Genomic DNA, 20,783 nt, shown 5'->3' on the forward strand with positions numbered 1-20,783 from the left:
CCGGAGACCACGATGGAGCTATACGCCCACCCGTTTTCGTCCTATTGCCAGAAGGTCCTGGTTGCGCTGTACGAGAACGCCATCCCCTTCGAATTCCGGATGCTGTCGCCTGAACACGCGCAGAACATGGACGAACTCGCCAGGCTGTGGCCGCTCAGGCGCATGCCGGTGCTGGTCGATGGCAGCCGCACGGTGTTCGAGTCCAGCATCATCATCGACTACCTGGACCAGCATCACCGCGGCCCGGTGCGCTGGCTGCCGGATTCGCCCGACGCCGCGCTGGAAGTGCGCATGCTCGACCGCTTCTTCGACCAGTACGTGATGACGCCGATGCAACGCATCGTGGCCGACTACCTGCGCCCGGCGGAGCACCGCGATGCCTATGGCGTGGCCGAGGGGCGCAAGCTGCTTGACTCGGCCTACGCCTGGCTCGAGCCAACGCTGGCCGGCCGGGAATGGGCCGCGGGCGGCGCCTTCACTCTGGCCGATTGCGCTGCCGCGCCATCGCTGTTCTACGCGGACTGGGTGCATCCCATCCCCGATGCGCGCGGCAATGTGCGCGCTTATCGCAACCGGCTGCTGGCGCGGCCATCGTTCGCGCGCGCGGTGGACGAGGCGCGGCCTTACCGTCCGCTCTTTCCACCGGGTGCGCCGGACCGGGACTGACGGCCAAGCTCAGGCAGCGCCGCATCGATCTGCGCCGCCATGGCGCGATAGCCCGCGTCGCCGGGATGCAGGTGGTCGCCGCTGTCGAACGCCGGCAGCAGCGCCTGCGGGCGCGCGGGATCGCGCACCGCGGCGTCGAAGTCCACCACCCCATCGAACGCGCCGCCGTTGCGGATCCAGTCGTTGACCGCCAGCCGCACCGCTTCCTTGCCCGGGCTGTCATAGCCGCGGATCGGCGTATCGCGCAGCGCCCCCGCAAACGGCGTGATGGTGGCGCCGATCACGCGCACGCCGCGCGCATGGGCGCGCGCGATCAGGCGGCGGTAGCCCTCGATCAGCTCGGCGGCCTGCGGCACCGCATCGCCCGGTGCAAAGGTGGAGCCTGGCCAGGCGATATCGTTGATGCCGATCGCCACGATCACGGTGCGCACATGCGGCTGGCTCAGTACGTCGCGATCCAGCCGCGCCAGCGCGGACTCCCCCATGCCATCGCGCAGCAGCCGGCCGCCGGAGATGCCGGCATTGAGCACAGCCACGCCGTTGCCGGCAGCACGCTGTGCCAGCACGTCGGGCCAGCGGCGGTTGGTGTCGGGGGTTGAGCCGTTGCCCTCGGTGATCGAATCGCCGAGGGCCACCACGGCGCCGGCATGCCCGGGCGCATCGACCTGCACCTCGCTGAGCAGGATACGTGCGCTGAACGACTGCGGCGCAGGCAGCGTGGCCTGCCTGGTCGCATTGCCGGCCACGAGCCACGCGGTCTGGCGCCCATCCCAATGGAACGACTCGATCGCTGTCGGTTGCGGCAGGTAGAGGCTGAGTGCCAGTTCGCCCAGTACGGGGGAGTCGAAGACGACCGGATCGCTTGCCACGGACTGGCCAGCCGGGAGAATCACCGACGCGCTGCCGCGGAACGTCACCGCGCTGCTGCCCGCCGCATCGGTACTGCCACCGCCGGCATGGCGCGCGAGTTGCGCCGCGCCGACCGCGACCGGGTGGCGGCCGTAGGGGTTGGACAGCACCACGCGCACGCGCTTGCCGCCCACGCTGAGCCGTACCACCTGGCGCAGCGTCTGGCCGGACAGCACCGCGGGCACGCCGGTCGGCAGCGGCTGGGCGCCGGGCTGCCACACCGGCTGCTGGCTTGCCATCCAGCTGGTCAGCCAGGCCGGGTCTTGCAAGGGGCTGGCCAGCGCCGCGGTGCTGGCGATGGTGGCGGACAACGTCAGCGCAGTCAGGCGGCGCAGGATGCGGGGAATGCGGAACATGGGTTTGCCTCGGTTCGTGGACCGGCGTTGGTGCCGGGATGGCGCCAAAGGTAGGGCATTCCAGAAATGACAGGTAGCGGGCAGAATGGCATATCGCTCATGCCATGATGGAATGAGTGGGCACACAAGGAACGGCATGGACACCATCAGGGCAATGCAGGTCTTCGTGCGCGCCGTGGAGCTGGGCAGCCTGTCGGCGGTGGCGCGCGAGCTGCAGTCGACCCAGCCGACCATCAGCAAGGTCGTGGCTGCGCTGGAGAAAGAGATGGGCGTGCGGCTGCTGGAGCGCAGCACCACCAGCCTGTCGCCGACCGAGGCGGGGCGGCGCTTCCATGAGCGCGCGCGCCGCGTGCTGGATGAATACGGCGAGGCGGTCAGCGATGCGCGTGGCATGTCCGGGCAGCCGGCCGGGCGGGTGCGTGTCAGCGCGCCGGCCAGCTTCGGCGTGCTGCGGCTCAATGCGCTGGTGCTGGCGTTCCAGCAGCGCTATCCGGAGGTAGAGGTGGAGTTGCTGTTCGACGACCGCTTCGTCGACCTGGTGGAGGAGGGCGTCGACATCGCGGTGCGCCTCGGCGCCTCGCTGCCGCCCAATGTGGTCGCGCGCCGCATCGCGGTGTCGCCGCGGCTGCTGGTAGCCTCGCCCGACTACCTCGCACGCCATCCGCGCATCCGGCAGCCGGCCGACCTGGCGCGGCACCAGATCCTGCGCTTCACCTGGCTGGCCGCCGGCGACGAGATCGTGCTCGACGGGCCCGGCGGGCAGGCGCCGGTCAGCGCGTCCTGCCGCTACCGCGTCAACAACTCGCTGGCGATGCGCGAAAGCTTCCTGGCCGGCGCCGGCTTTGGCATGACGCCGGCATGGCTGGTGCAGGACCTGCTCGACAGCGGCGCCCTGCAGCGCGTGTTGCCACGCTGGAGCGGTCCGGCGCAGGAAGCCTTCCTGGTCTATCCGTCGCGGCGCTACCAGCCGGAGCGGGTGCGGCTTTTGCTGGACTACCTGGCGCAGGCGATTGCAGGGTTGCCGGGATTGACTCCGGTGTGAGCGGCCGGATGGCGCTTAATGCAACCGGCCCCGCGCTACCAGCATCGTCAACGGCCGCGCCAGCAGCGTGCTGGCCAGCGCCATCAGCAACAGTCCGGAAAACGCCGCGGTGCTGATGATGCGCGCGTCCAGCAGCACGGTCAGCACCACCACCTCGACCAGGCCCTTGGTCTGCAGTAGCGTGCCCAGTGCCAGCGATTCGTGCCAGCCCATGCCGGCGCGGCGTGCGGGCAGCGCGACGCCGGCCATCTTGCCGGTGATCGCGATGACCAGCGACAGCAACGCGATCCACAGTGTCATCGGATTATCCAGCGAGATCTCGGTGCGCAGTCCGGCGGCCAGGAAAAAGAAGGGCAGCAGCACCACCACCGTGACCGGTTCGAGCTGCTGGCGCACACGCTGCGCTTCGCGTGCGGGCCATACCAGTCCGGCGACGAAGCCGCCCATCACATGGTGCAGCCCGGCCAACTCCCCCAGGAATGCCGACGCCAGTACCAGGAACAGCGCCATCGCCAGCAGCAGCTCGGTCTCCGGCGCGCGGCGGCGCAGCAGCCATGCCAGCGCGGGGCGCACCGCCAGGAACATGAACGCCAGGTAAACACCGGCGCGGGCCGCCACGATGAGGCCGCTGGCGCCGTCCTGGCCGCCATGCTGCAGCAGCACCAGGGTCAGGAACAGCCACACCCAGGCATCGTTGACGGCCGCGCAGCGCAAGGCCAGCTGGCCCAGGCGGGTGCCGGTCAGGCGCATCTCGCGCAGCAGCGCACCCAGCACCGGCAGCGCCGTGACGGCGGTGCAGATGCCCATGGCGCAGGCAAACCAGGAGGGGCTGGCCAGTTCCCCCGCGACCGGCCAGCCGGCCGTGGTCATCCACCAGCCGGCAGCGGCCCCCAGCGCGAACGGCGCCGCAATGCTGCCCAGCGAGATCTGCAGGGTCGCGCGCCAGTGCGCGGGCACGCTGTCTTCGCGCAGGTGCAGGCCGGTCAGGAAGCAGAACAGCGTCACCGCCAGCCACTGCAGGCCGGACAGCATCGGCAGGCGATCAGGGCCGAACAGCGCGGTCCAGCCCTGCGGTGCCAGTTGCCCGAACACCGACGGCCCCAGCACGATGCCGGCCAGCACCTGCACACCGACCAGCGGAAACACCGAGCGCAGGCCGGCACCACGCCATAGCAGGTAGGGCAGGGCGACCACCAGCATCGCCTGCAGGAAGAAGATGCTGACCCCGTTCATGGGGTCACGCTGGCGACGACGCGCTTCATCCGAACATGCCCCCGTTGACCGAGATCACCTGGCGCGTGATATAGCCAGCGTCGGGCGACATCAGGAAGGCCACGGTCGCGGCCACTTCGTCGGGCGTGCCGAGCCGCCGCGCCGGGATCATGCGCAGCGCCTCGTCGCGCACGTGCTGCTCGACCATGTCGGTGTCGATCAGGCCGGGCGCCACGCAGTTGACTGTGATGGCGCGTTTGGCAAGTTCGATCGCCAGCGCCTTGGTGGCGCCGATGATGCCGGCCTTGGCCGCGCTGTAGTTGGTCTGGCCGCGGTTGCCCACCAGGCCCGAGACCGACGACAGCGTGACGATGCGCCCGGGCTGGCGCCGCTGCACCATCGGCATCACCACCGGGTTGAGCACGTTGTAGAAGGCGTCGAGGTTGGTGTGCACCACCTCGTCCCATTCGGCGCCGCTCATGGCCGGGAAGGCCGCGTCGCGCGCCAGGCCGGCGTTGCACACCACGCCGTAGTAGCAGTCATGTGCGGCGATATCGGCCAGCAGCGCGGCAGCGGCTTCCTCGCGCCGGGCCACGTCGAAGCACAACACGCGGGCCTTGCGGCCGCAAGCGCGCACCGCGTCGGCGACGGAGTCGGCTTCGTCGCGGCGCGAGCGGCAATGCACCACCACGTCATAGCCGTCGCGGGCCAGCCGCAGGGCGATGGCGCGACCGATGCCGCGCGACGATCCCGTAACCAGTACGGTCGGATTGGTCATACCAGGTGTCCTTGAAAAAAGTCCTCTGCGGGCGCAGGCGCGAACGCGGAAAGCGTGCAGATGCGGCGCATCATACGCGGCAGAATTCTTCCAGCACCGCCAGCCGGCGGCGCGGCTCGGCCACGAAGGGGTTGCTGCGGTCCCACGCGTAGCCGGCCAGGATCGACGAGATCATGTCGCGGATCTCGGAGTTGGCATTGGGATGGAAGATCAGTTGCTGGAAGCGGCCCTCGTACCAGGCTTCGACAAACACGCGGAAGCAGTCCACGCCGGCCTTGAGCGGCTGGGCGAAGTCCTGCTCCCAGTCCACGGTGTCGCCGGCAAGCTGGCGCACCAGGCATTGCGCCGCCAGGCTGGCCGACTTGAAGGCGATGGTCACGCCGGACGAGAACACCGGGTCCAGGAACTCCCCGGCATTGCCGAGCAGCGCATAGCCGTTGCCCCACAGGGACTTCACATTGGCCGAATAGCCGGCGATCTGGCGCGCGGGGGTGTCCCACTGCGCGTTGCCAAGCAGCTTTGCCAGGCCGGGTTCCTCGGCCACCAGCGCCCGCAGCCGTTCGGTCTCGGTGCCCGTGTAGCGGTCCAGGAATGCCTTCTCGGCAACCACGCCCTGCGAGCAGCGGCCGTCCGAGAACGGGATGGTCCAGTACCAGACGTCAGGGTGTTGCGGATGCACGCTGATCAGGATCTTGTTGCGATCGAAGGCGCCCGGCGCGATGCGGTCTTCCACGTGGGTGAAGAGCGCGCTGCGCACCGGGAAGCCCGACGGCGATTCCAGCTGCAGCAGGCGCGGCAGGATGCGGCCAAAGCCGGAGGCATCGAGCAGGAACTTCGCGCGCACGCTGTACCGGCTGCCGTCCGGCGCACGCACGGTCACCTCCGGCTGCGCGCCACTGACGTCGACGTCCTCGACCAGGTGCGAGAAGCGCACCTCGGCGCCCTGGCGCGCCGCCTCGCGGATCAGCACGTCGTCAAAGCGCGCGCGCTGCACCTGGTAGGTGGTGCCCCAGCCGGGCGAGAACTTCTCGCGAAAGTCAAAGGCGGTCTGCTGGTCGCCGCGCGCGAAGGCGGCGCCGTTCTTGTACTGGAAGCCCGCTTCCACCACCGCGCGCAGCATGCCTGCCTCTTCGATGTAGGCCATGCTCTGCGGCAGCAGGCTTTCGCCGATGGAAAAGCGCGGGAACGTCTCCTTCTCGATCACCAGCACCGGAATCCCATGCTTGCGCAGCAAGCCGGCCGCGACCGAGCCCGCGGGCCCTGCGCCGATGATGACGACATCCGTGGTTTCCGTTTTCATAAGGTTCGACTCTTTTCTTCTCTTGCATGAACGCCGCGAGGGTAGCGCAAAGCGTCATCCTCCGCGGCAAACGCGAGAATATGACTGCAAATTGGCTCCCGTTGGCCGGCCTGCAACATATTGAAACCAATTCTCCCGGGCTGGATCCCCGATGGGCCGCACGGAAACCGGCAGGGGGCCAGCAAGCCACGCCGACTCGCGGCAAAATGTGGAACCGTGGTCACAGTCTGCCGTTTCCGCCTGTGCCCTGTGCTTTCACCAACCCGACGCCATCCCACCCCACCCAAGGAGCCACCATGCCCGCCACCACCATGCCCTACCGCCGCCTCGGCGCCAGCAACCTGCGCGTTTCGGCACTTTGCCTGGGCACCATGATGTTCGCCGACCAGACCGATGAGGCCGAAGCCGCCCGCATCGTCGCCAGCGCGCGCGACCACGGCGTGAACTTCATCGACACCGCCGACGTGTATACCAAGGGCGCGTCGGAGCAGATGGTCGGGCGCCTGCTGACCGCCAGCCGCCACGACTGGGTGCTTGCCACCAAGCTGGGCAACGCGATGCAGGCGGCGCCCAATCACGGGCACTATTCGCGGACCTGGATCCTGCGCGCGGTGGAGGACAGCCTGCACCGGCTGGCGACGGACTACATCGACATTCTCTACCTGCACCGTGACTATCCCGGCGCGAACCTGGAAGAGGCGGTGCGGGCGATGGGCGACCTGGTGCGCAGCGGCAAGATCCGCTACTGGGCGGTGTCGAACTTCCGCGGCTGGCGCATCGCAGAGATCGCACGGCTGTGCGGCGAGCTGGGCGTGCCGCGCCCGGTGGCATGCCAGCCCTATTACAACCTGCTGAACCGGATGCCGGAGGTGGAGATCCTGCCGGCATGCGAGCACTACGGGCTGGGCGTGGTGCCCTACAGCCCGGTGGCGCGCGGCGTGCTGACCGGCAAGTACGCGCCCGGGCAGGCACCGGGCGAGGGTACGCGCGCAGGCCGCGCAGACCGCCGCATGATGGAAACCGAGTTCCGTGAAGAGTCGCTGCTGATTGCACAGCAGCTCAAGGCCCATGCCGAAGGGCGCGGGCTGACCCCGGGCCAGTTCGCCACGGCGTGGGTGCTGGCCAACCCGATCATCTCGTCGGTCATTGCCGGTCCGCGCACGCTCGCGCAATTCGAGGACTACCTGGGCGCGCCCGCTGCCGTCATCACGCCCGAGGAAGAATCGATGGTCGATGCGCTGGTGTCGCCGGGCCATGCCTCGACGCACGGCTACAACGACCCGGGCTATCCGTTCGGGGGGCGGCCCGTGGCACGTGCGCAGGCAGCCTGATGACCGTTTCGGACAGGGGCGCAATGTGGCTCAGGCGCTGCCTGGAGTGATGCCTGTATGCAACGGCACAATGCCCGCGCGTGCGCTTGCTGCAGGCTGCCTTTACTCCTACTAATATCAAGACAGGCGGCGCGCGGCGTGCGCGCGCCGCGAGAACATTGCGCTTCGAGCCGGTGCATGACAGCCCCTGCGCGCTGCATCGGCCCAACAGGGAAGCCCAAACGTGTCGCGTCGTGGCTGGATCTTCGCTGGCTTGGCGGTCGCCCTTGGTGGGGGCGCCTATGTTGTGTACAGCTTTGTCGCAAGCGAAGTGCACAACTCGCACTTGCAGGCGCGGCTGATCGGCAGCCTGGGGCAGCGGCTGACATTCGAGATCCTGCCGGGCGCCAGCGACAGCATCCGTTTCCCGCATTCCGGGCCCTATGACGCCCGCATGGGCTACGGCCAGGTGCCGCTGTTCGCGCAGCGGCTGGAGCAGCGCGGCTACGTTCCCGCCGAACAGGCGCGCATGTCGCCCGAGATGGTGCGGCTGATCGACGAAGGCCTGTTCACGCCCTACCGCGAGAAGAACCAGGCGGGCCTGCTGCTGCGCGACTGCAACGGGCTGACGCTGGCGTTCGAGCGTTATCCGCAGCGCCAGTACCCGGACTTCGGCACGGTGCCGCCGCTGCTGGTGAGCGCCTTGCTCTATGTCGAGAACCAGGGCCTGCTCAACCCGGAATACCCCAATATGAACCCGGCGCTGGACTGGCGCCGGCTGTCGCGCGCGGTGCTCGACCAGGTGATCCGGCTTGCCGACAAGTCGCATGACGCGCCCGGCGGCAGCACGCTGGCCACGCAGATCGAGAAATACCGGCACTCGCCCGAAGGGCGCACCGCATCGATCCCGGAGAAATTCCGCCAGATGGCGTCGGCGTCGCTGCGTGCCTACCTGGACGGCCCCGACACTCAGCGCGCGCGCGAGCGCATCGTGGTCGACTACCTGAACACGGTGCCGCTGTCGGCGCGCGCCGGCTTCGGCGAGATCAACGGCATCGGCGATGGGCTCTGGGTCTGGTATGGCGAGGACTTCGGCGAGGTCAACCGGCTGCTCAAGGAACTGGACCAGCACGCGCCCGAGCCGCGCCAGGCGCAGGCCTTCAAGCGCGCACTGTCGCTGATCATCTCGCAGCGCCGCCCGTCCTACCACCTGCGCCGCGACGACACCAACCTGGATGCGCTGACCGGCAGCTACCTGCGCCTGCTGGCGGCCAACAACGTCATCACCGCCGAGCTGCGCGACGTAGCGCTGGCGCAGCCGCTGGACAAGGCCGCGCCACCCCAGAGCCCGCCGCAGGAGCCCTTTGTCACGCGCAAGGCCGTCAACCGGGTGCGTGCCGATATCACCCGGCTCACCGGGGTGGAGAGCCGCTACGACATGGACCGGCTCGACCTGACCGTGGACAGCACCGTCAACCGCGAGGCGCAGCGCATCGTCACCGAAACGCTGCAGCGCGTGAACAACAAGGCCGATGCGCGCGCCATGGGCCTGTACGGCCACAACCTGCTGCGCGACCACGACGACCCGTCGAAACTGATGACGAGCTTCACGCTGTATGAGCGCGTGGGCAATGCCAGCGTGGTGCGGATCCAGGCCGACAATATCGACCAGCCCTTTGATATCAACAGCGGCGCGCGCCTGAACCTGGGTTCCACGGCCAAGCTGCGCACGCTGGTGACCTACCTGGAGATCATCAGCGAGCTGCACGCGCGCTATGCCGGCATGACCAGCGCACAGCTGGCCGCGGTGCCGCTGGCACGCCAGGACGCGCTCAGCCACTGGGCGGTCGATTACTTGCTTAAGGCGCGCAAGCCCGCGGAGCGCGAGCTGATGGCCATGCTCGATGCCGCCATGGAGCGCAAGTACTCCGGCGGCGCCGGCGAAGCCTTCTACACCGGCGGCGGCCTGCAGAGCTTCAGCAATTTCGAGCGTGAATCGGGCATGCGCAACCTGACGGTGCGGACCGCATTCCAGCACTCGGTCAACCTGGTCTTCATCCGCATGATGCGCGACATCGTGCGCTACGAGACCTTCCACGCCAGCCCGGACATTGGCGAGCTCTTCGATGACCGCGACGCGCCCGGCCGGCGCGCCTACCTGGAGCGCTTTGCCGACCAGGAGGGCAGCGCCTACATGACGAACTTCTACCAGCGCTACCGCGGCAAGAGTTCTGAGCTGCGCCTGGCCACGCTGCTGGGCCGCGTGCGCATGACTACGCCGCACCTGAATGCGGTGCGCATGTCGGTGACGCTGCTGAGCGCGCGGCCGCACCTGGACGAGGACAGCTACATCCGCATCATGCGCGGCCGCCTGGGCGACAAGCAGCTGGCCGGCGAAGACCTGAGCGCGCTGTACCGCAAGTACGGCAAGGACAAGTTCAACCTGAACGACCGGGGCTACCTGTCACGGGTGCATCCGCTGGAACTGTGGATGGTGGAGTACCTCGACCAGCACCCCGACGCGACGCTGGCAGAGATCCTGAAGGCCAGCACCGCCGAGCGCCAGGAAGTGTACAAATGGCTGTTCCGCACGCGCAGCAAGGCCGGCCAGGACAACCGCATCCGCACGCTGCTGGAGCAAGACGCCTTCACGCGGATTGCGCGGCGCTGGCAGCGGCTGGGCTATCCGTTCGATTCCCTGACGCCGTCGTACGGCAGCGCCATCGGTGCCGCGGGCGACCGGCCGGCCGCGCTGGCGGAGCTGGCCGGCATCCTGCTGGCGGGCGGCGTAGTCACGCAGAACACGGCGGTGCGCAGCCTGGCGTTTGCCGACGGCACGCCGTACGCCACGCGCTACGTGCTGCAGCCGGGTCCGGGCAAGCGGGTATTGCCGGCCGAAGTGGCCGAACTGGCGCGGCGCTCGATGCTGGATGTGGTGGAGCGCGGCACCGCCAGGTCGATCCGCGGCGCCTTCACGGTGCCCGGGCGCGACGGCGCCACGCTGGCGGTGGCGGGCAAGACTGGCACCGGCGACCAGCGCTACCAGGTCTATGGGCCGGGCGGGCGGCTGATTTCGTCGCGCTCGGTGAACCGCTCGGCCACCTTTGTGTTCACGCTGGGCGAGCGCTTCTTCGGCACCGTAGTGGTCAATGTGAGAGAACCCTATGCGGCGCGCTACAGCTTTACCAGCGCGCTGGCGGTGCGGGTTCTGCGGGCGGTCGCGCCGCAGGTGTCGGCGATGGCGCCGGGTGGCGACCGCCCGCTGCTGCGTTGCCATGATGCCGCGCCCGGCCTGCGTACGCCGCGCGTGCCCGCCATGGCCACGCCGGCCGACGCCGTGCCTGGCGCCACGCTGGCCCAGGGCCTCCAGGGGCCGGCGCGCAGCGGCACGCCCAATACTGCCGCGGTACCGCAGGCGCCTGCCGCGCCCGAGGTACCGGCCCTGGCCGACGCGCAGGACGCCGCCGGCGTGCGCCGCGCCAGTCAGCCCTTGCGCCGGACCATGCCGTAGATCACCAGCAGCACGATCGCGCCAATCACCGACGCAATCCAGCCGGCCGGCTGGCCCGGCAGGTACCAGCCCATGGCGCGGCCGACGTAGCCTGCAGCCAGCGAGCCCAGCACGCCCAGGACGATGGTCATGATCCAGCCCATCTTGTCGTCGCCGGGTTTGACCGCCCTGGCGATCAGGCCGACGATAAGGCCAACGAACACGGTGCCAATGAATGCCATCATGATGCGCTCTCCCGGTAGTGGTCTGAGTCCATGCCGGCCGCAAGGGGCGGCCGGTTGCGCTTCATGATACACGCAGCAGTCTGGTGCGTATGACGCTCAAGTGACAAGCGCAGGCGCTGCCGTCAGGCCTGCGCCAGCCGGAACTGGCCGACCGCGTGATGCAGCGCATCGGCCTGGTCTTCCAGCGAGGCGGCGGCGGCCGCGGCTTCTTCCACCAGCGCGGCGTTCTGCTGCGCCATCTGGTCCATCTGCGACACCGCCTGGTTGACCTGCTCGATGCCGCCGGTCTGCTCCTCGGTAGCCGCGCGCATCTCGGCCATCAGGTCGGTCACGCGCTTGACCGCGCCGACGATCTCGTCCATCGCCTTGCCCGCGCTTTCAACCAGCACCGCGCCGTCATCCACGCGCTGCGCCGAGTTGCCGATCAGCGCCTTGATCTCCTTTGCAGCGGTGGCGCTGCGCTGCGCCAGCGTGCGCACCTCGCCGGCCACCACCGCGAAGCCGCGGCCCTGGTCGCCGGCACGTGCCGCTTCCACGGCCGCATTGAGCGCGAGGATGTTGGTCTGGAAGGCAATGCCCTCGATCACGCCGATGATGTCGACCACCTTGCCCGAGGCATTCTTGATCTCGCCCATGGTGTCCACCACCTGGCTGACGATGGTGCCGCCGCGCACCGCGATGTCCGATGCGCCTTCGGCCAGGTGGCTGGCCTGGCGCGCGTTCTCGGCGCTCTGGCGCACGGTGCTGGTGAGCTGCTCCATGCTGGCGGCGGTTTCCTGCAGCGACGCGGCCTGTTCTTCGCTGCGGCGCGACAGGTCGGCGTTGCCCGCGGCGATCTGCTTGGCCGCGCCCGCGATCGAATCGGCCGAGCCGCGGATGCTGCCGATTGCGCCGGTCAGGCGCGCCTGCATGCGATGCATCGCATAGAGGACGCTGTGCTCGTCGCCGGGGCGCACCTCTACCTGGCTGCCGAGGTCGCCTTCGGCAATGCGCCCGGCGATGTGCGCCGTGGTGGCAGGTTCGCCGCCCAGCTGGCGCTGCAGGCTGGCCGCCACGCGCACCATCACCAGCGACATCAGCAAGCCAACCCCCAGCAGGATGCCGAACGCCTTCATCAGTTCGGCGCGGAACGCCGCCTCGATGTCGTCCAGGTACAGGCCCGCGATGAAGTTCCAGTCCCACGGGCGGAAGTTGGCCACGTAGCTCAGCTTGGGCTGCGGCGCATCCGCGCCGGGCTTGGGCCACAGGTACTCGACGAAGCCCTTGCCAGGCCCTTTGCCGATCCCGGCGATTTCGCGGAAGAGGTAGACGCCGTTGGGGTCCTTGGTGCCTTCCATGGCCTTGCCGTTCATCTCCGGCTTGAACGGGTGCATCAATACCACGGTGTCCGAGCGCATCAGCGTGAAATAGCCATCGCTGCCGAAGCGCATCGCGCGCACGCGCTCGATGGCCTGATTCCTGGCCTCGTCCTGCGTCAGCTTGCCGGCCTTGGCCAGCGCCTCGTACTCGGCCACCACCGAGAATGCGGTGTCGGTGACGTGGGCCAGGTCCAGGCGCCGCTCTTCCATGCGTAGCGAGCGGATCTGCCACGCGTTCCACAGCGTGATGCCGAGCAGGCAGATCCAGCTCAGCACCAGCGGCAATAACAGCTTCTTCTTCAGGCTCAGGTTGTGCAGCATTGCTTCCACTCCTCCATATTCCGCGCTCTGCGCGTTTTCTTGTCGGCGACACGCCGGCGGCGTCATGCATCGGTGGCGCCTGTCGCATGCGTGTGAGTCATCGCCTTAACGGCGCAGGAGGCAACTAACTTGACTGGGGTAATTTCACCCCTTCGGGTGATGTGGTTGATTGGCTTACATGTGCCGTCTTGCTTGTGCGTTGCACATCTCTTCCAGCGAACCAGAGCGCCGCGGACAAGTGATCCGTCCCGCTGCTTCACGTTGTAATGCGCTGTAATCCAGCGCCGTCCCGGACCGTTTGCGATTTCAAATGCGAACGATTATCCTTCTCTCTTCCGCCAACCATTGTGCAGACAATGGCACGCCTGAGCCCGTGTGATGCGCGCAAGGGACGCTCCAGCTATCCGTACACAAGGCAAGACCGGGCCGCCACTTGGGCCGCGCCCGCCGACCAACCGCAATGACCGAAACCCAGCCGGCCTCCGGCCAACAGCGCCGTGCCTTCTGGCTCAAGCATCTCCACCAGTGGCACTGGATCAGTTCCGCGATCTGCCTGATCGGGATGCTGATGTTTGCCGTTACCGGCTTCACGCTCAACCACGCCGCACAGATCGAGGCCAGTCCCGCGGTCGAGACACGCCACGCCACCATGCCCACGCGCGTGCTCGACAAGGTGCGGGCCGAAGCGCCGGCGGGCGATGCCCAGGGGCGTGAAAAGAAGGCGCCGGTGCCGCCGGTGCTGGCCGACTGGCTGGCGCAGGCGCTGGACATCGACGCCAGCGGGCGCGAGGCCGAATGGTCCGCCGACGAGATCTACGTGGCGCTGCCGCGTCCGGGCGGCGACGCCTGGGTCAGCCTGGAACTCGACAGCGGCGAAGCCCAGTACGAGAAAACCACGCGCGGCGCCATCTCCTACCTGAACGACCTGCACAAGGGCCGCAACACCGGCGCCGCGTGGAGCCTGTTCCTGGATGTGTTCGCGCTGGCATGCCTGGTCTTCAGCGTGACCGGCCTGTTCCTGCTCAAGCTGCATGCGGCCGGGCGCGTGGGGACCTGGCCGCTGGTGGGGCTGGGGCTGGTGGTCCCGGTGCTGCTGGCGCTCCTGTTTATCCATTGAGTCAACCGCTCCAACCGTTTTCCTTCCTGCATCCCACTGACGAGGTTTCTCCGATATGCGCCGACTGCTCACCGTCACCCTGACCGGCATGGCCGCGGTTCCCCTGGCCGGCCCCGCGCTGGCCGCGGACCTGAACGTCAAGGTCGAAATCCCGCGCCTGACCGTGGCCGAGTACCACCGCCCCTATGTGGCGATGTGGGTCGAGCGCGCCGACCAGAGCCCGGTGCAGACCCTGGCGGTCTGGTACGACGGCAAGCTCAAGGACGGCGAAGGCACCAAGTGGCTCAAGGACATGCGCCAGTGGTGGCGCAAGGCCGGCCGCGACCTGCACATGCTGGCCGACGGCATCTCCGGCGCCACGCGCGCGCCGGGCGAGCACGGCGTGAGCTTCAGCGACGGCAAGGCGCCGCTGGGAAAGCTGCCCGCCGGCAACTACCAGCTGGTGGTGGAAGCCGCGCGTGAAGTGGGCGGGCGCGAGCTGCTGCGCGTGCCGTTCACGTGGCCGCCGCAAGCCGCACAGACCGCCCGCGCCAAGGGCGAACACGAACTCGGCGGCGTGACCGTCGAACTGAAGCCGTAATCCTTCCGGAGCCAGACGATGAAACCTTCCCTTATGTCCGCCGCATCTACCCGCATGGCCACCCGCGTGGCCGTGCTCGCCCTGGCCGCCCTGGCGCCGCTGGCCGCGCACGCGCACCGCCAGTGGCTGCTGCCGTCGGCCACCGTGCTGTCAGGCAGCGATCCGTGGGTGACCGTGGACGCCGCTGTCTCCAACGACCTGTTCTATTTCGAGCACGTGCCGATGCGGCTCGACAACCTGCAGGTGACCGCGCCCGACGGCAGCGCCGTCAAGGCCGAGAACGCTGCCACCGGCAAGTACCGCAGCACCTTCGACCTGCACCTGACCCAGCCCGGCACGTACCGCGTGGCGGTGGTCAACAACGGCCTGTTCGCCAGCTACAAGGTCGACGGCCAGGCCAAGCGCTGGCGGGGTTCGGCCGAGAACTTCGCCAAGGAAGTCCCGGCCAATGCGCAGGACCTGCAGGTCACCCAGGCCGAAGGCCGCATCGAATCCTTCGTCACCGCCGGCAAGCCCAGCGACAAGGGCCTGCGCACCGCCGGCCGCGGCCTGGAACTGGCCCCGATCACGCACCCGAACGACCTGGTCGCGGGCGACACCGCCAGCTTCCGCATGCTGCTCGACGGCAAGCCCGCCAGCAACCTGAAGGTCTCGGTGGTGCCGGGCGGCATCCGCTACCGCGACCAGCTGCAGGAGTTCAGCGCCACCACCGACGCCGACGGCAAGTTCAGCGTCAAGTGGCCGGCCCCAGGCATGTACTGGATGGAAGCCGAGGTGAAGGATGACAAGACCACCTTCAAGCAGGCCAAATCGCGCCGTGCCGTCTATGCGGTGACGGTCGAGGTGCTGCCGCAATAAGCCGGTTGCCGGGTTTGAACCGCGTCCTGGTACCTGTTGCGCTGACCGCGCCCCCACAGCCGCCCGCAGCCGATATGCGGCTGCAGCGCTGGGGCGGCGCGACCATGGGCACGACCTGGTCGGTGGCGGCACTGCTGCCGCCGGCCACGGATGCGGACGCCATCGCCGCCGGCATCCAGGCCGTTCTGGATGGCGTGATCGCGCAGATGAGCAACTGGGAAGCGGATTCCGATCTGAGCCGTTTCAACGGCGCGGCACCCGGCAGCTGGCACGCGCTGCCTGAAGACTGCTTCATGGTGCTGCAATGCGCGCTGCTGGTGGCGCGCGACAGCGGTGGCGCCTATGACCCGAGCGCCGGTCCGCTGGTCGACCTGTGGGGCTTCGGCCCAGCACCGGCGCGCACCGCGCCGCCGTCGCCAGACGCGGTGCAGGCCACGCGCGGCCGCTGCGGCTGGGCCCGCATCGAAGTCGATGCCACGGGCCGGCGCGCCTGGCAGCCGGGCGGCGTGTCGCTGGACTTCTGCGCCATCGCCAAGGGCTTTGCCGTCGACGCGGTGGCAGGCTACCTGTGTGAGCAGGGCCTTGACCACCACTTGACGGAGATCGGCGGCGAACTGCGCGGCCATGGCGTCAAGCCCGACGGCATGCCGTGGTGGGTCGCGCTGGAGGCCCCGCCGGGGCTGGGCAGCGATGCCGCGGGGCAGACGCTGGTGGCACTGCACGGCCTGTCCGTCGCCACTTCCGGCGACTATCGCCGCTATTTCGACAGTGACGGTCGCCGCTACGCCCATACCATCGATCCGCGCACCGGCTATCCGGCCAGCCACGCGCTGGCCTCGGTCACGGTCATCCACGCGCAGTGCATGCTGGCCGATGCGCTGTCCACCGCGCTGACCGTGCTGGGCCCGCAGGCAGGCATGGCGCACGCGCGCCGCCACGGCATTGCCGCGCGCTTCCTGGTGCGCACGCCGGGCGGCTTCGACGAACAGTTGTCCCCGGCCTTTGCCGCGATGCTGGCATGAGCGCGAAGGCCATGCCGTCCGCCATCGCCGGCGCAAGCTGGCTTGCCGTTGCCGGCGGCGTCGCGCTGTCCGTGCTGGGGCCGTCGCGCATGGCTATGGCGGCCGGCGTGGTGGCCGCCTATGCGGGCTTCTGCAGCGCGGTGCTTGCCCACCATCGCCAGCGGCGCGTGCGCGTGGTGGCACTGGCTGGCACGGAAGAGGGCGCGACGCTGGTTGCCTACGCCTCGCAGACCGGGTTTGCCGAACAACTGGCGTTGCAGACCGCCAACGCGCTGCACGGCGCGGGGGTGCCGGTGCAACTGCTGTCGCTGGCCGATGTCGATGCGCGGCGCCTGCAGGCATGCCGCCAGGCGCTGTTTCTGGTCAGCACCACCGGCGAGGGCGACGCCCCCGACAGCGCGTCCGGTTTTGCGCGCCGCTTGCTGGCCGGCGCGGATGGCCTGCAGTCCTTGCGCTACGGCATCCTCGCGCTCGGCGACAGCAGCTACGTGCGCTTCTGCGCCTTCGGCCACGCGCTCGACGGCTGGCTGCAGCGTCACCATGCGCAGCCGCTGTTTGACCTGGTCGAAGTCGACAACGGCGATGCCGGCGCCCTGCGCCACTGGCAGAACCACCTGTCGGCCCTGAGCGGCGGCGCGGAGATTGCCGACTGGGAACGCCCGCGCTATGACCGCTGGCGGCTCGCGCAACGCCGTCATCTGAACCCCGGCAGCCAGGGCGCGCCGGCATTCCACCTGTCGCTGGCGCCGCAGGACGATGCGGCAATGGACTGGCAAGCCGGCGACATCGCCGAGATCGGCCCGTGCCACGCGCCGGCCGAGGTCGAACGGCTGCTGGCGCGGCTTAGCCTCGACGGCGCCACACCGGTGCGCTGCGACGGCCGCGACGCCACGCTCGCCGAGGCGCTGGGCACACGCATGCCGCTGCCTGAGGCGCACTTCGCGGCGATGCAGGGCCTGCCGCCGCAGCAACTGGTGGACACGCTGCCGCCGCTGCCGCACCGCGAATATTCGATCGCCTCGCTGCCGCGGGACGGGCAACTCGAACTGCTGGTGCGGCAGACCCGCTACGACGACGGCCGCCTGGGCCTGGCCTCCGGCTGGCTGACCGAACACGCGGCCGTGGGCACCCGCATCGCGCTGCGCATCCGCACCAACCGCAGCTTCCACCCGCCGGCCGATGACCGGCCCCTGATCCTGGTCGGCAACGGCACCGGGCTGGCCGGGCTACGCGCCCAGCTCAAGGCCCGCGCCGCGGCCGGGCGGCGCCGCAACTGGCTGCTGTTCGGCGAGCGCTCGGCGCAGCATGATGCGTTCTTTGCCGGGGACCTGGCCGCATGGCAGGCCGACGGCACGCTGCAGCGCGTGGACCATGCCTGGTCGCGTGACGGCGGCGCGCCGCGCTACGTGCAGGACGCCTTGCGCGCGCAGGGCGATACGGTGCGCCAATGGGTGGCGGACGGCGCCGCCATCTATGTCTGCGGCAGCCTGCAGGGCATGGCCGGCGGCGTCCATGACGCACTGGCCGGGATCCTCGGCGCAGACGCGCTGCGCCGGCTTGCCGACGACGGCCGCTACCGGCGCGACGTCTACTGAGCGAACCCGCAGCGGCACACGCCGTGCGGAGATCGGCCGCGCGGCTCGCGCGCTGGCCGGCGATGCACTATCTTCGGTGTGAACTGCAAGACATCTGCAGCCAATCACAACACCGAGGAGACCTGATGTTACGCACCCCCCGCCGCCTGGCCGCTGCGCTGGCCCTGCTCGCCACCACCATCCCGGCCGCCATGGCCGAAGCCCCCGTCCGCAACAACGTGCTGGCCGTGCCCGGCCTGGAAAAGCCCGCCAGCGTGCTGGTCGACCGCTGGGGCGTGCCGCATATCTATGCCGGCACGCTCTACGACGCCTTTTTCGTGCAGGGCTTCATGGCCGCGCGCGACCGCCTGTGGCAGATCGACCTGTGGCGCAAGCGCGGACTCGGCGAAATGGCCAGGGACTTCGGCCCGGCCTATGCCGATGGCGACCGCATGGCGCGCGCGGTGCTGTTCCGCGGCGACATGTACCGCGAATGGCTGGCCTATGGCTCCGACGCCAAGCGCGTGGCCGAGGCCTTCGTGGCCGGGGTGAACGCCTATGTGGCGCTGACCGAGCAGAAGCCCGAGCTGCTGCCGCCGGAATTCCGCAAGCTCAACTACAAGCCTGCGCGCTGGCGCGCCGACGATATCGTGCGCATCCGCCACCACGGCCTGACGCTCAACTTCACCGGCGAAGTCGAACGCGCCCAGCGCTATTGCCAGGCCAAACAGGACGCCCCGCGTGCCGACTGGCTGCGCCGCGAACTCGACCCGCAGATCGAGCCCAGGCTCAGCCCCGGCATCGACCCCTGCACGGTTCCCGCCGCCGAACTGCGCCGCGCCTACGAACTGGCCACCGCCGCAGCGCGCTTCCCGAAAGAGGCGTGGGGCAATGCGCAGGCCGCCAGCATCCCGCTCGACCAGCTCTACGCACTGGTGGACCCCAACAGCGATGCCGGCCGCAGCCTCGGATCGAACAACTGGGTCATCGGCGGCAAGCGCACCACCACCGGCCGCCCGATCCTGGCCAACGACCCGCACCGCTCGCACGGCGCGCCCAGCCTGCGCTATATCAGCCACCTGAACGCGCCGGGGATGTCGGTGATCGGCGCGGGCGAGCCGTTCCTGCCCGGCATCTCGATCGGGCACAACGGCACCATTGCCTTTGGCCTGACGCGCTTCTACATGGACCAGGAAGACCTGTACGGCTACGAGCTCAATCCGGCCAACCCGCATGAGTACAAGTACAAGGGCCGCTGGGAACCGATGGAGAGCATCACCGAAGAGATCGTGGTCAAGGGCGAGTCCGCGCCGCGCAAGGTCACCATCGACTTCACGCGCCACGGCCCGGTGCTGGTTGCCGATGCCGGCCGCGCGCAGGCGTGGGCGCTGCGCGCCGCGTGGCTCGACTACGGCATGGCGCCGTACTTCGGTTCGATGGACTATATGCGCGCGCGCAACTGGGACCAGTTCCGCGCCGCCATGAACCGCTGGGGCGCGCCCGGCGAGAACCAGGTCTATGCCGATAGCAGCGGCAATATCGGCTGGATCCCGGGCGGGCTGACCGTCAAGCGGCCCAACTGGGACGGCCTCACGCCGGTGGCGGGCGATGGCCGCTACGAGTGGGCCGGCTACCGCAACATGGACGAGCTGCCGTGGGCCTACAACCCCGCGCCAGGCTACATCGTCACCGCCAACGAGAACAACATCCCGCCCGAGCACCCGGCCGCGAAACTTGGCGTGGGCTATGAATGGAGCGACAGCTCGCGCGCGCGCCGGCTCAAGGCCGTGGTGGGCGCCAATGCGCGCAGCTCGGTGCAGGACTCGATGGCGTGGCAGAACGACACCGTTTCGCTGCCGGCCCAGCGCGTGGTGGCGCTGCTGAGGGATGTGCGCAGCGACGACCCGCAACTGGCCCGCGGCCTGGACCTGCTGCGCGGGTGGGACGGCAACGAGCGTGCCGACAGCGCCGCTGCGGCATTGTTCGAAGTCTGGTTCAGCAAACACCTGCGCCAGGCCGTGGTGCGCGCCGCGCTGACGCCCGAAGCCGCACGCCTGGTCGGTGCCGGCGATGCCGCGCGCGTGGTGGCGGTGCTGGAGCAGCCCGGTCCGTGGATGCCGGTGGAGCGCCGCAATGCGGTGATGCTCGAATCGCTGAAGGCCGCCATGGCGGAAGCGGAAGGCAAGCTCGGCCCCGACCCGCGCGCATGGCGATGGGGCAAGCTCCACACCGCCGTGTTCACGCATCCGATGGACCCGATCCTGAGCGACGCGGAACGCCAGCAGTTCAACGTCAACGCCGGTCCGATCGGCGGCTCGGCCTTCACGCCGATGAACACCAGCTACCGCAATACCGACTTCCGGCTGACCGCGGGCGCGTCGTTCCGCATGGTGCTGGATGTGGGCAACTGGGATGCCTCGCGCGTGATCAACACGCCGGGACAATCGGGCAATCCCGCCAGCCCGCATTACCGCGACCTGGCGCCGTTGTGGGCCAAGGGGGAGTATTTCCCGCTGGTGTATACGCGCAAGGCGGTGGAGAAGGCCAGCCGGGAGCGGTTGGAGTTGGTGCCGCAGTAAGTGGGACAACCCATGCGTTTGAAGTAGCCATCAAGCTTGGCGTACGCACCCCTCTCCCGCAAGCGG

General features: G+C 69.1%; 16 protein-coding genes. 10 read left to right on the forward strand and 6 right to left on the reverse strand.

The genetic code is table 11. From position 1 onward, the window contains the following. The first annotated feature begins 12 nt into the window (after positions 1 to 12). Positions 13 to 666 (forward strand): glutathione S-transferase family protein, encoded by a 654-nt coding sequence (locus tag AC1Q6V_RS10020; RefSeq protein ID WP_058698797.1) that lies wholly within the window; start codon positions 13 to 15, stop codon positions 664 to 666. Here the strand turns inward: AC1Q6V_RS10020 and AC1Q6V_RS10025 are convergent. After that, positions 624 to 1,931: an SGNH/GDSL hydrolase family protein gene (locus tag AC1Q6V_RS10025; protein WP_439669484.1), complete on the reverse strand. Its 1,308-nt coding sequence runs from the start codon at positions 1,929 to 1,931 to the stop codon at positions 624 to 626. The two genes, AC1Q6V_RS10020 and AC1Q6V_RS10025, sit on opposite strands and share 43 nt — an antisense overlap. 136 nt (positions 1,932 to 2,067) lie before the next feature. Here AC1Q6V_RS10025 and AC1Q6V_RS10030 point away from each other — a divergent pair, with 136 nt between their 5' ends. After that, positions 2,068 to 2,973: a LysR family transcriptional regulator gene (locus AC1Q6V_RS10030; RefSeq protein ID WP_454750705.1), complete on the forward strand. Its 906-nt coding sequence runs from the start codon at positions 2,068 to 2,070 to the stop codon at positions 2,971 to 2,973. A gap of 15 nt (positions 2,974 to 2,988) precedes the next feature. On the opposite strand, the gene AC1Q6V_RS10035 is transcribed toward AC1Q6V_RS10030, so the two are convergent. From AC1Q6V_RS10035 to AC1Q6V_RS10045, 3 genes are all read right to left on the reverse strand, one after another. Next, the gene (locus AC1Q6V_RS10035) at positions 2,989 to 4,206 is read right to left on the reverse strand and encodes a cation:proton antiporter (protein WP_454750704.1); all 1,218 of its coding nucleotides are present in this window, start codon (positions 4,204 to 4,206) and stop codon (positions 2,989 to 2,991) included. A gap of 25 nt (positions 4,207 to 4,231) precedes the next feature. Further along, positions 4,232 to 4,963 (reverse strand): 3-oxoacyl-ACP reductase FabG, encoded by a 732-nt coding sequence (gene fabG, locus AC1Q6V_RS10040; protein ID WP_011617927.1) that lies wholly within the window; start codon positions 4,961 to 4,963, stop codon positions 4,232 to 4,234. 70 nt (positions 4,964 to 5,033) lie between these two features. Further along, positions 5,034 to 6,263, reverse strand: a complete 1,230-nt coding sequence (locus AC1Q6V_RS10045) for an NAD(P)/FAD-dependent oxidoreductase (RefSeq protein WP_011617926.1) — start codon at positions 6,261 to 6,263, stop codon at positions 5,034 to 5,036. 296 nt (positions 6,264 to 6,559) lie between these two features. Here AC1Q6V_RS10045 and AC1Q6V_RS10050 point away from each other — a divergent pair, with 296 nt between their 5' ends. Next, positions 6,560 to 7,594 carry an aldo/keto reductase gene (locus AC1Q6V_RS10050; RefSeq protein WP_439669481.1) on the forward strand — a complete coding sequence of 345 codons (1,035 nt, stop codon included), beginning with the start codon at positions 6,560 to 6,562 and terminating at the stop codon, positions 7,592 to 7,594. 223 nt (positions 7,595 to 7,817) lie between these two features. Beyond that, positions 7,818 to 11,084 carry a transglycosylase domain-containing protein gene (locus AC1Q6V_RS10055; protein WP_454750703.1) on the forward strand — a complete coding sequence of 1,089 codons (3,267 nt, stop codon included), beginning with the start codon at positions 7,818 to 7,820 and terminating at the stop codon, positions 11,082 to 11,084. Here AC1Q6V_RS10055 and AC1Q6V_RS10060 read toward each other — a convergent pair. Both AC1Q6V_RS10060 and AC1Q6V_RS10065 read right to left on the reverse strand, forming a co-directional pair. Next, a complete protein-coding gene (locus AC1Q6V_RS10060) occupies positions 11,057 to 11,308 on the reverse strand; it encodes a GlsB/YeaQ/YmgE family stress response membrane protein (RefSeq protein WP_011617924.1) in 252 nt (83 codons plus the stop codon). The genes AC1Q6V_RS10055 and AC1Q6V_RS10060 overlap by 28 nt on opposite strands. Positions 11,309 to 11,430: 122 nt before the next feature. Continuing rightward, positions 11,431 to 12,987 carry a methyl-accepting chemotaxis protein gene (locus AC1Q6V_RS10065; protein WP_011617923.1) on the reverse strand — a complete coding sequence of 519 codons (1,557 nt, stop codon included), beginning with the start codon at positions 12,985 to 12,987 and terminating at the stop codon, positions 11,431 to 11,433. A gap of 460 nt (positions 12,988 to 13,447) precedes the next feature. Between AC1Q6V_RS10065 and AC1Q6V_RS10070 the strand changes: the two genes are divergently transcribed. From AC1Q6V_RS10070 to AC1Q6V_RS10095, 6 genes are all read left to right on the forward strand, one after another. Further along, positions 13,448 to 14,104, forward strand: a complete 657-nt coding sequence (locus AC1Q6V_RS10070; RefSeq protein WP_454750702.1) for a PepSY-associated TM helix domain-containing protein — start codon at positions 13,448 to 13,450, stop codon at positions 14,102 to 14,104. A gap of 55 nt (positions 14,105 to 14,159) precedes the next feature. Next, the gene (locus tag AC1Q6V_RS10075; protein WP_454750701.1) at positions 14,160 to 14,684 is read left to right on the forward strand and encodes a DUF2271 domain-containing protein; all 525 of its coding nucleotides are present in this window, start codon (positions 14,160 to 14,162) and stop codon (positions 14,682 to 14,684) included. Between the two features lie 18 nt (positions 14,685 to 14,702). Beyond that, positions 14,703 to 15,542, forward strand: a complete 840-nt coding sequence (locus AC1Q6V_RS10080) for a DUF4198 domain-containing protein (RefSeq protein WP_058698784.1) — start codon at positions 14,703 to 14,705, stop codon at positions 15,540 to 15,542. A gap of 14 nt (positions 15,543 to 15,556) precedes the next feature. Continuing rightward, entirely contained in the window at positions 15,557 to 16,564 is a 1,008-nt protein-coding gene (locus AC1Q6V_RS10085; RefSeq protein ID WP_174549445.1) for an FAD:protein FMN transferase, read from the forward strand. Positions 16,565 to 16,575: 11 nt separating this feature from the next. Then, complete coding sequence (locus AC1Q6V_RS10090; RefSeq protein ID WP_454750710.1) at positions 16,576 to 18,159, forward strand: sulfite reductase subunit alpha; 1,584 nt, start codon at positions 16,576 to 16,578, stop codon at positions 18,157 to 18,159. Between the two features lie 125 nt (positions 18,160 to 18,284). Beyond that, positions 18,285 to 20,717 carry a penicillin acylase family protein gene (locus AC1Q6V_RS10095; RefSeq protein WP_454750700.1) on the forward strand — a complete coding sequence of 811 codons (2,433 nt, stop codon included), beginning with the start codon at positions 18,285 to 18,287 and terminating at the stop codon, positions 20,715 to 20,717. Positions 20,718 to 20,783: the final 66 nt, after the last annotated feature.

The organism is Cupriavidus sp. GW823-FHT07B10, assembly GCF_058794355.1.